This is a genomic window from Vibrio azureus (genome assembly GCF_002849855.1).
Classification (GTDB): domain Bacteria; phylum Pseudomonadota; class Gammaproteobacteria; order Enterobacterales; family Vibrionaceae; genus Vibrio; species Vibrio azureus.
In genome coordinates this window covers 2,365,409-2,379,066 of record NZ_CP018616.1, presented here as the reverse complement: position 1 = coordinate 2,379,066, position 13,658 = coordinate 2,365,409, and the positions used below count along the sequence as shown (strand labels likewise).

Here is a 13,658-nt window from a genome sequence, read left to right as displayed (position 1 = left end):
TATCCATTGGGAGGGGGTTACTTGGGGGGTGTTTATCTGGAGAGAGGGTTAGCCAGCGTTCTTTTTGATTAATTGAGGCTCACTTGATTTTGGCTCAACTAACAAGTGGTCAAAGACATTACGTATGAATGGAGCACCAACTTTAGAACCGCCATTGCCGTGTTCAATGACCACTGTTGCCACATATTTAGGGTTATTATAGGGCGCAAAAGCGGTAAATAGAGCATGATCAAGCAAGTGATTCGCCAGCTTTTTAGAGTTATAGACTTGGTCTTTCTTTAAACCAAAAACCTGTGCCGTCCCGGATTTGCCACCACTTAAATACTGTGCGCCTTTAAATGCTTTGCGTCCCGAACCATGTGCTCCGTGATTGACCTGACGCATAGCATTGATTGAGATGTTCCAATATTTATCAGAGACACCAGTAATGGATGGCAAAGAAGGTGGCTTGACAGGCACTTGGTTCGTAAAGTCTTCTCCGTGCTCAATCACTGCTTTGAGTAGATGAGGGGACTTCATGTGGCCATGATTGACGAGAAAGGAAGTCGCTTTTGCAATCTGTATCGGGGTGGCAGTCCAGTATCCTTGACCGATACCAATGGGAACGGTATCCCCTTGATACCAAGGCGTTCGGTGGCGAGCCACTTTCCACTCTCTGGTTGGCATATTCGCGCTACTTTCTTCGTGGATATCAATACCTGTCGGTAGGCCGAAACCAAACTTATTCATCCATGATGAAATTCGGTCGATACCTAAGTCAAACGCCATTTGATAAAAGAAGGAGTCAACCGATTCCTCTATTGCCTTTGTGACATCGACCGGACCGTGGCCCCAACGCTTCCAATCTCGCCAAGCTTTTGAATGAGCTTTTGAGCCCGGTAAACGCCAAATGCCATGATCGTTTCTGACGGTATCAGGTTGAATGACCTCTTCTTGCAGCCCGACAACCGCCATGAAAGGTTTGACGGTTGATGCTGGTGGATAAACGCCAAGTGTGGCCCTGTTGACCAGAGGGTGAGCTGGGTCATTAAGTAAAGCGCGATATGCTTTACCTGAAATACCATTGACAAACAGATTTGGGTCATAGCTTGGGCTCGATACCATTGCCATGATGCTGTTATCTTCTGGATCGAGCACAACGGCACTGCCTTGTCGGTTATTTAATTGCTCAAAAACGTACTGTTGTAATTCAATATCAAGGTTGAGCACAATATCTTTGCCTGCAATGGGAGGTACGTAGCGAATTGTGCGGATAATTCGCCCATGGCTGTTGACTTCAACTTCTTCATAGCCTTTGGTGCCGTGTAAGAGGTCTTCGTAGTATCGTTCTATACCTAACTTGCCAATGTTGCGCGTTGCTTGATAATTTTGTGCTTTCCCTTCTTCTTTAAGCCGCTTTAAATCACGATCATTAATATGTGCAACGTAACCTAAAACATGGGTAAGCTTTTCAGCAAATGGATAATAACGTTTAAGTTCGGCAGTGATGAAAACACCATTGAACTCATGTTGATGTACCGAAAATCGAGCAACTTGCTCATCATTTAATTCATTAAGAATGGTGACGCTGCGGAAGCGTCGGGTATGTTTATAACGCTTGGTAAAAGCAGTAATTTGTTCGGTGCTTAACTTAATATATTTATCAAGCTTGACAAGTAATTGCTCAGGATCACCCGCTTGCTCAGGGATCATTTCTAAGTTGTAGACGGGCTGGTTCTCAGCCAGTAAAACCCCATTTCTGTCATAAATAAGCCCACGGGTTGGGGCAATAGGTAATATCTTTATGCGATTATCATTAGAACGAGTTTGATAATCTTTGTAATGTTTTACCTGCAAAGTATATAAGTTGGCAACCAACACACCTAATAAGATGACAATGCCAATAAAGGCAACAAGAGCTCGGTTTTTAAATAACTTTACTTCTTTATTATGGTCTCGAAATTCGTTTCGCTTACGTAACATGAACGGCTCTTATATTGCGGTTTACAACTCGTTTTGCTTAAAAGGCACCAGGTAACGGTGTCTATTTTGTTACACATGGTTACAACTTGACCGGGCATTCTAGCAGCTTTTTTATGGTTTTGATAAGGGGAATTTTAATACGACAAGAAGAGATTAAATTTACTTATTATCTATATTCATAGGCTGTCCTTAATTAAAAAATGATATGCAACAGGTGTGGTCCACTTTTAACATTTATTTTTAATGCATGTTTTGGTAGAGTATCTTTATGCTTCAGTAATGGCGTGATGAATGACTCAATCGATACTATTCTGAATACATCTTTGCTTAACATAGCACCTTTATATCCAAGATGCTTGATTCAGAGCGCTGTCACTGAGCCGACTTTATTTGCATTAGGCGGGGAAGAATAAAAAAGGTATCAATATGCTTAATATTACCGATAAAAAACAGGAAGAAAAAATCCCCGCGTGGTTACGCTTGGGATTTAGGCCATTTTTCTTATGTGGTGCTATTTACGCTATGGTAGCCGTTGTTCTATGGGTATGGGCCTTTCAGACAGGGCAACCCAGTAGGCTGAGTGTTCCTGCTTTATGGTGGCATGTTCATGAAATGTTGTTTGGTTTTTCGATGGCCATTGTCGTCGGCTTTGTATTGACTGCGGTACAAAACTGGACCGGCATTAATGGCACCAAACATTACCCTTTATTAGTATTGTTTATTTTATGGTTGCTGCCACGGGTTCTATTGTGGCTGCCTGCCCCATTATGGTTAATCTGCTCCATTGAGATTGTCTTTTTATTGTTTGCTGCCTACGAAGTTGGGTGGCGAGTTTTCCGTTCCAAAGGTTGGCGTAATCTGTTTTTTATTCCCCTTTTTTTTCTCGCTATGTTAGCGAATGTGGTTAGCTATGTCGCAATAGACGGTTTGTATGGAATAACTCCTTCAGCGGTATGGCAGGCCATGCTGTGGTGGTTTGCTTTATTGCTTTCCATTATGGGAGGGAGGGTCATTCCCTTTTTTACTGCTCGTCGATTTCAATTTGATAAGGCACAACCCTTAGTGTGGCTTGAATGGTTGGCAACATTACCTCTCGCTCTATTATTTGTACTCAGTTTCTCCACAGAGTGGTTTAACTTGTTGGCCAAGCCACTAATGTTAGTTGCTGGCTTGGCTCAGCTAGTGCGCCTTTTACGTTGGAAGCCTTGGTTAACATGGAAGGAGCCAATGGTTTGGTCTTTACACCTTGCGTATGCTTGTTTACCGATCAGTTTAATTTTACGAGGTGGGTGGGATAATGCTTTTGCCAGCCATAACTTGATTCATTTATTTACTATTGGAGCTTTAGGTGGTTTGATTTTAGCGATGATCACCCGTGTAACGATGGGACACACAGGTCGAATGATTTATCAAGGACCGAATATGAGCCTAGCATTTGCCGCGGTGTTTTTCGCTGCCTTAACCCGCAGTTTAGGTGTGCTATGGGTACCGAGTGAAATGTTGCTATGGATCGAATTGAGTGGTGGTTTATGGGTGTTTGCTTTCGGGTTATTTGTGTGGCGGTTTGGTTTGATGCTGCTTAGCCCTAGACCTGATGGGCATCCAGGATAAATAATAATAAATTATTAGAATTATTCCCTAAAGTGGTTAAAACATAGCCTTACTGAGCAGTGGCTGTTAAGTAAGGAAATCTATGAAAGCTATGGATGAGTATTGGCAACGAGTGACCTTAAGATCCCAACAAGCGGAATCACTTAATGATTTGGTTGTGCGTAAGAAGAGAGTGAGGATTGGCAGGGACGGCTTAGGTCTAAGAGTCGTCAGTGGTCGGCTGTTTTATCGTCAATATAATCGTGAAGGAGAGCAGTAATGGCAACTTCATCACTAATGACAACCCCATATCGAATAATAACGATACGGGGTTATGAATTAATTGAAAACTAGCCAGCCTGAGACAGGCTTACAACGTTTGTTTGCATTTTGTCTTTTAAGTAAGCAGCTAATTCTTGTTGTTGATCTTCGGTCATATAAAGGCCCAGTTTTGTACGACGCCATAGGATATCTTCCTCATTACATGCCATTTCGTGGTTAATGAGGTAATCAATTTCACGCTGATAAACACCATGAGCTTGCTCGGAGAAGCAACGCCCCATGTCTTCGAGGCATGTGGTATCTTTGACGATCTGCCAAGTTAGGGTACCAAACAATGTGACATAACGGAGCAATAAAGCCTCTGGAATCCATGGGTAGTGAGTGTGGATCATGTTGGCTAATTGCTCTCGGCTGCAACTAAAATTACCACCAGGTAGTGCTTGGTTCGCAGTCCAGTCTTCTCCCATTTCAGGGAAGTAAGGAGCTAATTTATGCATGGCAGCTTGACCTAACTTACGGTAGGTCGTGAGCTTACCACCAAAGATTGATAGTAATGGAGCTTGATCCAAATCTGCATCGAGCTCTAATGTGTAATCACGAGTGATTGCTTGTGGTGAATCTGACTCGTCATCACACAAAGGTCGCACTCCACTATAAGACCAGACCACGTCTTCACGTTTAAGCTGTTGAACAAAGTGTTGATTGACAATATCGATCAGATAATCCACTTCCTCTTCTGAAATCGACACTTTACGTGGGTCGCCTTTATATTCGACATCCGTTGTGCCAATAATTGAGAATTTATCCAAATAAGGAATCATAAAGACAATACGGTTATCTTTGTTTTGCAGAATATACGCTTGCGGCTCATTATGGATACGAGGCACGACAATATGAGAGCCTTTAATCAAGCGGATATTGCGTGGAGATTGTTGTTCAAGACCGTCATCAAAAAATTGTTTTACCCAAGGTCCGGCAGCATTAACTAAGGCTTTTGCTGTTCGTTCGAAACGTTGGTCAGTGATTACATCGTGTATAGTGACATGCCACAAGCCACCTTCGCGTCGGGCTTTTTCAACGCGGCAGTAGTTACGTATTTCAGCATTATTTTCTTTAGCGGCCAGTACGTTGAGTAACACCATACGAGCATCATCAACCCAGCAATCAGAGTATTCGAAACCGATTTTGATCTCTGGCTTTAATAGACCTGATTGAGCAAGATTAATCGTCTTACTTGCAGGAAGCGTAGTTCGCTTACCCAAATTATCATAAAGGAATAATCCGCTACGTATCATCCATGCAGGACGTAAGAATGGTCGATGTGGCAGACGAAAACGCATTGGCCAAGCAATATGTGGCGCTTTTCTCAATAAGACCTCTCGTTCAGCGAGGGCCTCAGAAACTAAACGAAACTCATAATGCTCAAGGTAACGAAGCCCACCATGAATCAATTTTGAGCTTGCAGAAGAAGTCGCGGAAGCAAAATCTTGTGCTTCATATAAACCGACATTCAACCCACGTCCTGCCGCATCGGCAGCAATGCCTGCACCGTTAATACCACCACCAATTACAATCAAATCCATTGTTGGGAGTACATCATTTGTTATTTTATTGTGTTGTATACTCATAAATAAGACCTCTTGGTGAGCGAACGAGCATTTCCAAACGAAGTTATATCGTAGACTAAGTTTCGTTTTTGGTCATTATTTATTTTCGTTTTTGAGCGTTTTGTGTGATTGAAATACAAAAAAGCGCCTATTTTGTAAAAAAGCGCAAAAAATTAAGAAGGGTAAATGTTCTTTTCTGTATGAAGAAGTATCCCCATTGTGGTTCACCCACTATTTCGGTTTGGGTCAACCACAATGGGGATGTCTTAGGCTGTAACGACCTCTAATGGAATCGCAGACTCTTTTAAAATCGATAAGATCTCAGCGGGAGGTTGTTTGTTGGTAAAGACCATATTCAACTGAGCAATATTGCCGAGTTTGACCATGGCATTACGACCAAACTTGGAATGGTCGACGGCAAGAAACACACTGCGGCTATTATCAATGATGGCCTGTTTTACTCTCACTTCATGATAATCAAAGTCTAATAAGGAACCATCAAAATCGATACCACTGATGCCCAAGATGCCAAAATCGAGCCTGAATTGTTTGACGAAGTCCAAAGTAGCTTCGCCAACAATACCACCATCTCGGTTACGAACTTCACCACCGGCGAGAATCACTTTGATTTCAGGGTTGGACAATAAAATGCTCGCGACATTGATGTTATTGGTGACAACTCGTAACTGTTTATGATTTTTATTTAATGCTCGTGCAACCGCTTCTGGAGTGGTGCCGATATCAATAAAAAGCGTGGCTCCATCCGGGATATGTTTTACCAATTCTTCAGCAATGACGTCTTTTTCATTGAAGTTGAGCTCTTTGCGTGTGCTGTAGGAGGTGTTTTCTGAACTGAGAGGGACGGTTGCTCCACCATGGTAACGACGAATTTTATTTTCGTCGGCAAGCTCATTGAGATCGCGTCGGATAGTTTGAGGGCTGACATTAAATTTCTCAACCAGCTCATCAGTACTGACGTAACCCTGTTTTATAACCAATTCAACAATTTGTTGGTGTCTTGGTATTTGCTTCATTAAACACTCCCTGAGCATTGGTGTTGATAGCGTATTAAATTTAACTATTGTGCGTGAATTAGCATGATGTGAGAAGTCTAGAGGCAAGATAATTCGTCTCAAGACTTAAAAAGAGCGCTTTAAGCAGCGCTCTTATTGCTTATACCCAAATAATTTGTTTATGCCCAAGTAATGTTGTTTATACCCCAGTAATGTTGTTTATACCCCAGTGACCTCAAGTCATCGCGCTCAACACTGTATCTTGAAGTTACTAGGGGATATCTCTAAGTGGCTTCGAAATCATTGTTTGGGGCGATTGAGATTAATCTTCGTCGTCGTGAAGTTCTGACCATGTTTGAGCGCATTTCACCGCACGCTTCCAGCCTTTATAGCGTCGATTACGTTTTGCTTCGTCTTCATGTGGCTCAAAGGTTCGTTCGATAACTGCTTTGTTTTCCAACTCCTCAAGACTGCTCCAGAAGCCGACAGCTAAGCCTGCAAGGTAAGCAGCACCCAGAGCGGTTACTTCGGTCACTTTTGGTCGATGTACCTCGGTATCAAGGACATCTGATTGGAACTGCATGAGGAAGTTATTGGCGACAGCGCCACCGTCAACTCGAAGATTTTCTAGTTTAATGCCAGAGTCGGCTTGCATGGCATCCAAAACATCACGAGTTTGATATGCAATACCTTCTAAAGTGGCACGGATAATATGATTCGAGTTTATGCCTCGAGTCAGCCCCACAATGGTTCCCCTTGCATATGCATCCCAGTAGGGAGCACCAAGCCCCGTAAACGCTGGCACAACATAGACTCCGTTGGATGAGTCCACTTTAGTCGCAAAGTATTCCGAGTCTTCGGCTCCGGCTAAGATCTTTAATTCATCACGTAACCATTGAATTGATGCTCCCCCCATAAAAACAGCGCCTTCAAGTGCGTAGGCTGGTTCACCTCGCGGACCACAAGCAAGAGTCGTTAGCAATCCGTTTTTAGAGGTGACTTTCTCTTTACCCGTGTTCATTAGTAGGAAACAACCGGTGCCGTAAGTATTCTTGGCTTGGCCTGCTTGTACGCACATTTGACCAAAGAGAGCGGCTTGCTGATCGCCTGCAATGCCAGCAATAGGAATACGAATACCGCCTTTGCCTCCGATATTGGTTTGACCGTAAATTTCAGAGGAAGCTTTCACTTCAGGCATCATGGAGGCAGGTATATCAAGTGCATCCAGTAGCGTTTTATCCCAGCTCAGATCATTGATATTGAACAGCATCGTTCGAGAAGCATTGGTATAGTCAGTGACGTGCACGCGGCCTTGAGTCATTTTCCAGACTAACCAAGTATCGACCGTTCCAAAGAGAAGTTTACCAGCTTGCGCCTGTTCACGAGCGCCATCAACATTGTCTAAGATCCATTTTATCTTGGTACCAGAAAAATAGGGGTCTAGGACTAAACCAGTATTATCACGGACGTATTCTTCTAAACCATGTGCTTTCAGTTTTTCACAAATGTCAGCCGTGCGGCGGCATTGCCAAACAATGGCATTATACACAGGTTTGCCCGTTTCTTTATTCCAAACGATGGTTGTTTCACGTTGGTTAGTGATGCCGATACCTGCCAATTGGTCGCTACTGATTCCCGTTTTTGCTAGCGCTTCAACTAAGGTTGAGCTCTGTGTTGCCCAGATTTCCATTGGGTCATGCTCAACCCAACCTGCTTTGGGATATATTTGGGTAAACTCTCTTTGAGCGACACTTACAATATTAGCGTCATGATCCAAAATAACAGCACGAGAGCTTGTTGTTCCTTGATCTAGGGCAACGATGTATTTTTGCTCAGTCATAAGAAGAATCCTTATATTTTGTTATTTATATTTTATACCCAAGTGACCTCAAGATGCTTGAGCTTGTTCAGTCTCTGTCTGTTCACATTGATTAGGAATTGTGCATCCTTGGCCTTGCTGAGGTAAATAAGCGGCAATCGCTTTCGGATAAAGCCAAGCACCAAAACAAGCCCCAGCAATTGGCGCTAAAATTGGAATAATAAAGTATGGGATCTCTCGTGCTCCAGTAAGAGCATGTTCCCATCCAGCAAAGTAAGCAAACAGTTTAGGGCCAAAATCTCGTGCAGGGTTCATGGCAAAACCTGTCAATGGACCTAGAGAGCAGCCAATGACCGCAATGAGAATGCCAATAAGAAGAGGATTTAAAGCACCTCGTGAAGCTCCGTTGTTTTCATCACCAAGAGCGAGAATGACAAACAGTAACACGGCGGTAATAACGAATTCTACGGCAAAAGCACCCATCAATGATAATGAGGCATGGGGGTAAGTAGAAAAAATGCCAGCGGTGCTTAACGCTTCTTGGCTACTACGAGTGAAGTTATGCATGATTTCATAGTCCGTAAATAGATTGCTATACAAACTATAAACCAATGCGGCTGAGCAAAATGCGCCCAGAATTTGAGCAATAATATAGGGTAGCACCTTGTTTTTATTGAAACCATGGAACATGGCTAGGGCAATCGTTACAGCTGGATTAATGTGCGCACCTGATACGCCTGCAGTACAGTAGATGGCAATAGCAACTCCTAACCCCCAGACAATACTGATTTCCCACTGTCCAAACTCGGCGCCAGTTAAGACCAATGCGGCAACACAGCCGACACCAAAAAAGATAAGAATTGCAGTGCCGATAAACTCAGCTAAACATTCTCCAAGAAGAGAAGAGGGTTTGTTGGATGTCATATTCGTTGTCCTTTTCGTTGCAAATTCCACCTACAAGGTGCCTGATTGAAGGCTGCACCTTGAGACTATTAGTGTGTAGCACAAAGTTATTGTGCATGTATTGGCGATAACGAAAATAAACGAGCTATAAAATTGAGTGTTTGAGCATGTGTTTGCGTAAAACAGGCCAAATTTTTGTTAATCAACGCAGCTTTTTAAATATGGGTAAAATAACCTTAATTGCTGGAAATTAAGTTTTATTACATGACCTTTAGCCCGAAAACTCATCCATTAAATATGAGAGTGCTTTCACTTTTCAGAAACGTCATGTGCAAAAATTAGCCTAACCTTCATGGTTTTAGTAATAAAAATGCCAAATTTATATTTCTTGCAAGTAAGCTTTTTGTGATTTTGCTCATATTTAATTTTATAAGTAATGATTAATTTAATACTTTTAACCGTTGTGTCGCCCTTATCACAGAAATTGTCGCGTCATTTCATAAAATGCCGTCTAGTTTCGTACCCTTTCGTTTTCTTTCGTGCGAAATTGGGTGTTATGAAAACGGCTAATTTAGATAAGTGTACGTTCTCTTTATTAAAAAAATAAAAGCCTTTTTAATGTCAGCATATTCATTGTTATATCGAGTCGGAAAATTTTCTGAATATTAATAGTTATGAGTGTTGTTGATTAAAGTGCTGATGAACACGTTTATTTAAATGGGCTTTGTTGAAAATTATTAATGGGGTTCCTATGTTTGGAATATTCAAACCTAAGGCGCATATTGAACGCTTGCGAGAAAGCAAGATCGATCGCACTTATACAAGGTTACGATGGCAGTTATTTGCCGGCATTTTTTTCGGATACGCAGGTTATTACTTAGTACGTAAAAACTTCAGTTTGGCCATGCCTTACCTGATTGAACAGGGCTTTAGCCGAGGTGATCTCGGTGTTGCTTTAGCAGCTGTCTCTATTGCCTACGGTTTATCTAAATTTTTAATGGGAAGTGTTTCGGACCGTTCTAATCCTCGCTATTTCTTGAGTGCTGGATTGATCATGTCAGCGCTGGTTATGTTTTGCTTTGGCTTCATGCCATGGGCGACAGCCAGTATTCCTGCCATGTTTTGCCTGTTGTTCTTAAATGGTTGGTTTCAAGGTATGGGATGGCCAGCTTGTGGTCGAACCATGGTTCACTGGTGGTCGCGTAAAGAGCGGGGCAAGATCGTTTCAGTCTGGAATGTCGCACATAATGTCGGTGGTGGTCTGATCGGCCCAATGTTCCTATTTGGCTTATGGGCATTTAACGACGATTGGCACACTGCATTTTATGTTCCCGCCTTTTTTGCCACACTCGTTGCTGTCTTCATTTGGATCACACTGAGAGATACTCCTCAATCTTGTGGTTTACCATCGATAGAAGAATATAAAAATGATTACCCAGACAGCTACGATAAAGCTTATGAAAATGAAATGACTGCGAAGGAAATCTTCTTCAAGTATGTCTTTTCCAATAAGCTACTTTGGGCGATTGCAATTGCTAATGCTTTTGTTTATCTCATTCGTTACGGTGTGCTTGACTGGGCACCCGTCTATTTGAGCGAAGCGAAAGGTTTCAGCGTGGATAAATCGTCATGGGCCTATTTCTTATATGAGTGGGCTGGTATTCCAGGCACACTATTATGTGGTTGGATCTCTGACAAGCTATTTAAAGGGCGTCGTGCGCCTGCAGGAATTCTATTTATGGCGCTGGTCATGATCGCTGTGCTTGTTTACTGGTTTAATCCGGCAGGTAACCCAGAAGTTGACATGATGGCTCTCGTGGCGATCGGCTTCCTCATTTATGGTCCTGTGATGTTAATTGGTTTGTATGCTCTTGAATTAGCTCCTAAAAAGGCAGCTGGTACAGCGGCAGGTCTGACCGGACTCTTTGGTTATCTTGGTGGTGCCGTTGCAGCGAATGCGATTCTTGGTTACACGGTGGATCACTTTGGTTGGGATGGTGGATTTATCATTCTGGTTGGTTCATGTGTTGCTGCACTGTTATGTCTGGTATATGCGTATTTTGGTGAACGAGATTTCCATAATAAAAAACAACAAGAAAAAACCGCATTAGCGTCATAAAAAGTTAAAGAGGCAGTGAAATACTGCCTTTTTCATATCAAGGAAAATAACAATGAAAACAACCAAGTCATTAGGTATTACTTTTTTAGCGCTGAGCCTATCAGCGGGTGCAATTGCTAAGCCATTGGTCATTGCTCATCGCGGAGCGTCAGGATATTTGCCTGAACATACTTTAGAAGCAAAAGCTCTCGCTTATGCAATGAAGCCTGATTATATTGAACAAGATGTAGTCATGACAAAAGACGACCAGTTGGTGGTGCTACATGACCATTATTTGGATCGTGTTACTGATGTTGCTGAGCGTTTTCCTGAACGCGCTCGTGCTGATGGTCGTTATTACGCGATTGACTTTACTCTCTCTGAAATTAAAACCTTACGAGTAACGGAAGGGTTTAATATTGATGATAAAGGCAACAAAGTTGCAGGGTATCCAACACGTTTCCCAATGTGGAAATCTGATTTTAAAGTCCCCACTTTTGCAGAAGAGCTGGAGCTGATTCAAGGTTTAAACAAAACACTGGGTTACGACATTGGTATCTACCCAGAAATTAAAGCACCTTGGTTCCATCGTAATGAAGGTAAAGATATTTCAAAAGCCGTTTTAAACGTTTTAAAGCAATATGGCTATAATTCTCAAGACGATAAAGTGTATCTGCAATGTTTTGATGCAAATGAGCTACAACGCATTAATAATGAGCTTATGCCAGCCATGAAAATGGACCTGAAACTGGTTCAATTGATGGCTTACACGGATTGGAATGAAACCATGGTATACAAGGATGGAGAAGCCATTCCTTATAGCTATGACTGGATGTTTGAAGCTGATGGTATGAAAAAAGTGGCGGCTTATGCGGAAGGTATTGGCCCATGGAAGCCAATGTTAGTCGACGATAAGTCAACGCAAGACAACATTATTATTAAACCATTAATGAAAGCAGCTAAAGAAGCGGGACTGCAAGTGCATCCATATACTTTCCGAGCGGAGGCTGAGCGCATTCCAAGCTATACCAAGAGCTTTGACGGCATGTTAGACATTTTCTATAACCAAGTAAAAGTCGACGGGGTATTTACGGATTTCCCTGATAAAGCGGTAAACTTTTTAAATAAGTAATTTCCGCTTAAGCTTAAGTTGCGATTAATAACCAGATTCTAAAAAAAAAACCTTGGCATAAAATGCGAAGGTTTTTTTTTTAGAATCTGATTATCAAAAACAACTTTTCTAAAATACGTTCTTTAGCTTGATCTGTTTAGTTCAAAAGCCCTAGTGCATTTTAGTTGTTTTTGTGTAGTTCACTGTTTAACTCAACGGCACTCTTATTCGCTAAGCATTCAATTTGGCCTGTTACAGAGTTACGACGGAAAAGGAGGTCTGATACGCCAGCTAAATCACGAGCTTTAACCACTTCCACTTCTTGACCTTCAGAATCAAGCATGCGAACTTTTGAACCTGCGGTTACGTAAAGGCCAGATTCAATCGTACAGCGATCACCCATTGGAAAACCTAGGCCAGCATTGGCACCGAGCAGTGAATTTTCACCGATAGAGACCACTACTTTACCGCCACCTGAAAGCGTACCCATGATAGAAGCGCCACCGCCAATATCTGAGCCGTTACCTACCACGACACCGGCAGAAATGCGACCTTCAACCATGCTTACCCCAGTGGTACCTGCGTTAAAGTTGATGAAACCTTCGTGCATAACCGTCGTCCCTTCGCCCACGTGTGCGCCAAGACGAACACGTGATGTATCTGCAATACGTACACCTGATGGAACCACGTAGTCAACCATTTTAGGGAATTTATCCACACAATCGACACTAAGAATGCGACCAGCTAAACGAGCTTCTATTTGACGCTCAGCCAGCTCAGGGAGATCGATTGGACCTTCGTTAGTCCAAGCAATATTGTGTAGTAGGCCAAAAATGCCATCCAAGACAGTACCGTGAGGTTGTACTAGACGGTGAGAGATTAATTGAAGCTTCAGGAAGCCTTCTGCAACGCTTTGTGGTTGTTCGTCGTTGGCTAGCATAACAAGCACAAGAGGTTGAGAGGATTGAGCGGCTTTTGCTGCAAAATCAGCGTTTGCATTATCACCATGGGCTTCGAAAGCTGCGGCCAGTTCTGTGCATTGTGTTGCCGAGATCTCAATAGCTTGGTTACCTTGCTCGTAGCCGACTAGTGATGCCAATGCATTAACAAGTTCAGCACTTGGGTTTAGGATTGGATTTGGAAAAAATGCTTCGATGATTTTTTCATCGCGATTTTTTGTTGCCGTACCAAAGGCCAAAGAAAAGAAAGCCATAATTGATCTCCGTGTGTTGGGTCTATCTTGCCGGTTCAATAGCAAGAAAAAGCGAGTAGG

At 42.5% G+C, this 13,658-nt stretch carries 10 protein-coding genes; 4 read left to right on the top strand and 6 right to left on the bottom strand.

Annotated elements, in window-relative coordinates; genetic code table 11:
• Positions 1-48: 48 nt before the first annotated feature.
• Positions 49-1,962, bottom strand: a complete 1,914-nt coding sequence (gene mrdA / locus BS333_RS10760; protein WP_021708186.1) for a penicillin-binding protein 2 — start codon at positions 1,960-1,962, stop codon at positions 49-51.
• Between the two features lie 426 nt (positions 1,963-2,388).
• Between mrdA and BS333_RS10755 the strand changes: the two genes are divergently transcribed.
• Both BS333_RS10755 and BS333_RS22050 read left to right on the top strand, forming a co-directional pair.
• Positions 2,389-3,573, top strand: coding sequence for an NnrS family protein (locus BS333_RS10755; RefSeq protein ID WP_021708187.1), 1,185 nt, complete (start codon positions 2,389-2,391; stop codon positions 3,571-3,573).
• Between the two features lie 82 nt (positions 3,574-3,655).
• Complete coding sequence (locus tag BS333_RS22050; protein ID WP_021708188.1) at positions 3,656-3,832, top strand: hypothetical protein; 177 nt, start codon at positions 3,656-3,658, stop codon at positions 3,830-3,832.
• A 70-nt stretch (positions 3,833-3,902) separates the two neighbouring features.
• Here the strand turns inward: BS333_RS22050 and glpD are convergent, their stop codons facing one another.
• From glpD to BS333_RS10735, 4 genes are all read right to left on the bottom strand, one after another.
• Positions 3,903-5,462: a glycerol-3-phosphate dehydrogenase gene (gene glpD, locus BS333_RS10750; protein ID WP_021708189.1), complete on the bottom strand. Its 1,560-nt coding sequence runs from the start codon at positions 5,460-5,462 to the stop codon at positions 3,903-3,905.
• 245 nt (positions 5,463-5,707) lie between these two features.
• Positions 5,708-6,475, bottom strand: a complete 768-nt coding sequence (locus BS333_RS10745; protein WP_021708190.1) for a DeoR/GlpR family transcriptional regulator — start codon at positions 6,473-6,475, stop codon at positions 5,708-5,710.
• Between the two features lie 301 nt (positions 6,476-6,776).
• Positions 6,777-8,294, bottom strand: a complete 1,518-nt coding sequence (gene glpK / locus BS333_RS10740; RefSeq protein WP_021708191.1) for a glycerol kinase GlpK — start codon at positions 8,292-8,294, stop codon at positions 6,777-6,779.
• 48 nt (positions 8,295-8,342) lie between these two features.
• A complete protein-coding gene (locus BS333_RS10735) occupies positions 8,343-9,197 on the bottom strand; it encodes an MIP/aquaporin family protein (RefSeq protein ID WP_021708192.1) in 855 nt (284 codons plus the stop codon).
• 730 nt (positions 9,198-9,927) lie between these two features.
• Between BS333_RS10735 and glpT the strand changes: the two genes are divergently transcribed.
• Positions 9,928-11,295, top strand: a complete 1,368-nt coding sequence (gene glpT / locus BS333_RS10730; protein ID WP_021708193.1) for a glycerol-3-phosphate transporter — start codon at positions 9,928-9,930, stop codon at positions 11,293-11,295.
• A 52-nt stretch (positions 11,296-11,347) separates the two neighbouring features.
• Positions 11,348-12,406, top strand: coding sequence for a glycerophosphodiester phosphodiesterase (glpQ, locus tag BS333_RS10725; RefSeq protein ID WP_021708194.1), 1,059 nt, complete (start codon positions 11,348-11,350; stop codon positions 12,404-12,406).
• A gap of 160 nt (positions 12,407-12,566) precedes the next feature.
• Here the strand turns inward: glpQ and dapD are convergent, their stop codons facing one another.
• Complete coding sequence (dapD, locus tag BS333_RS10720; RefSeq protein ID WP_021708195.1) at positions 12,567-13,598, bottom strand: 2,3,4,5-tetrahydropyridine-2,6-dicarboxylate N-succinyltransferase; 1,032 nt, start codon at positions 13,596-13,598, stop codon at positions 12,567-12,569.
• Positions 13,599-13,658: the final 60 nt, after the last annotated feature.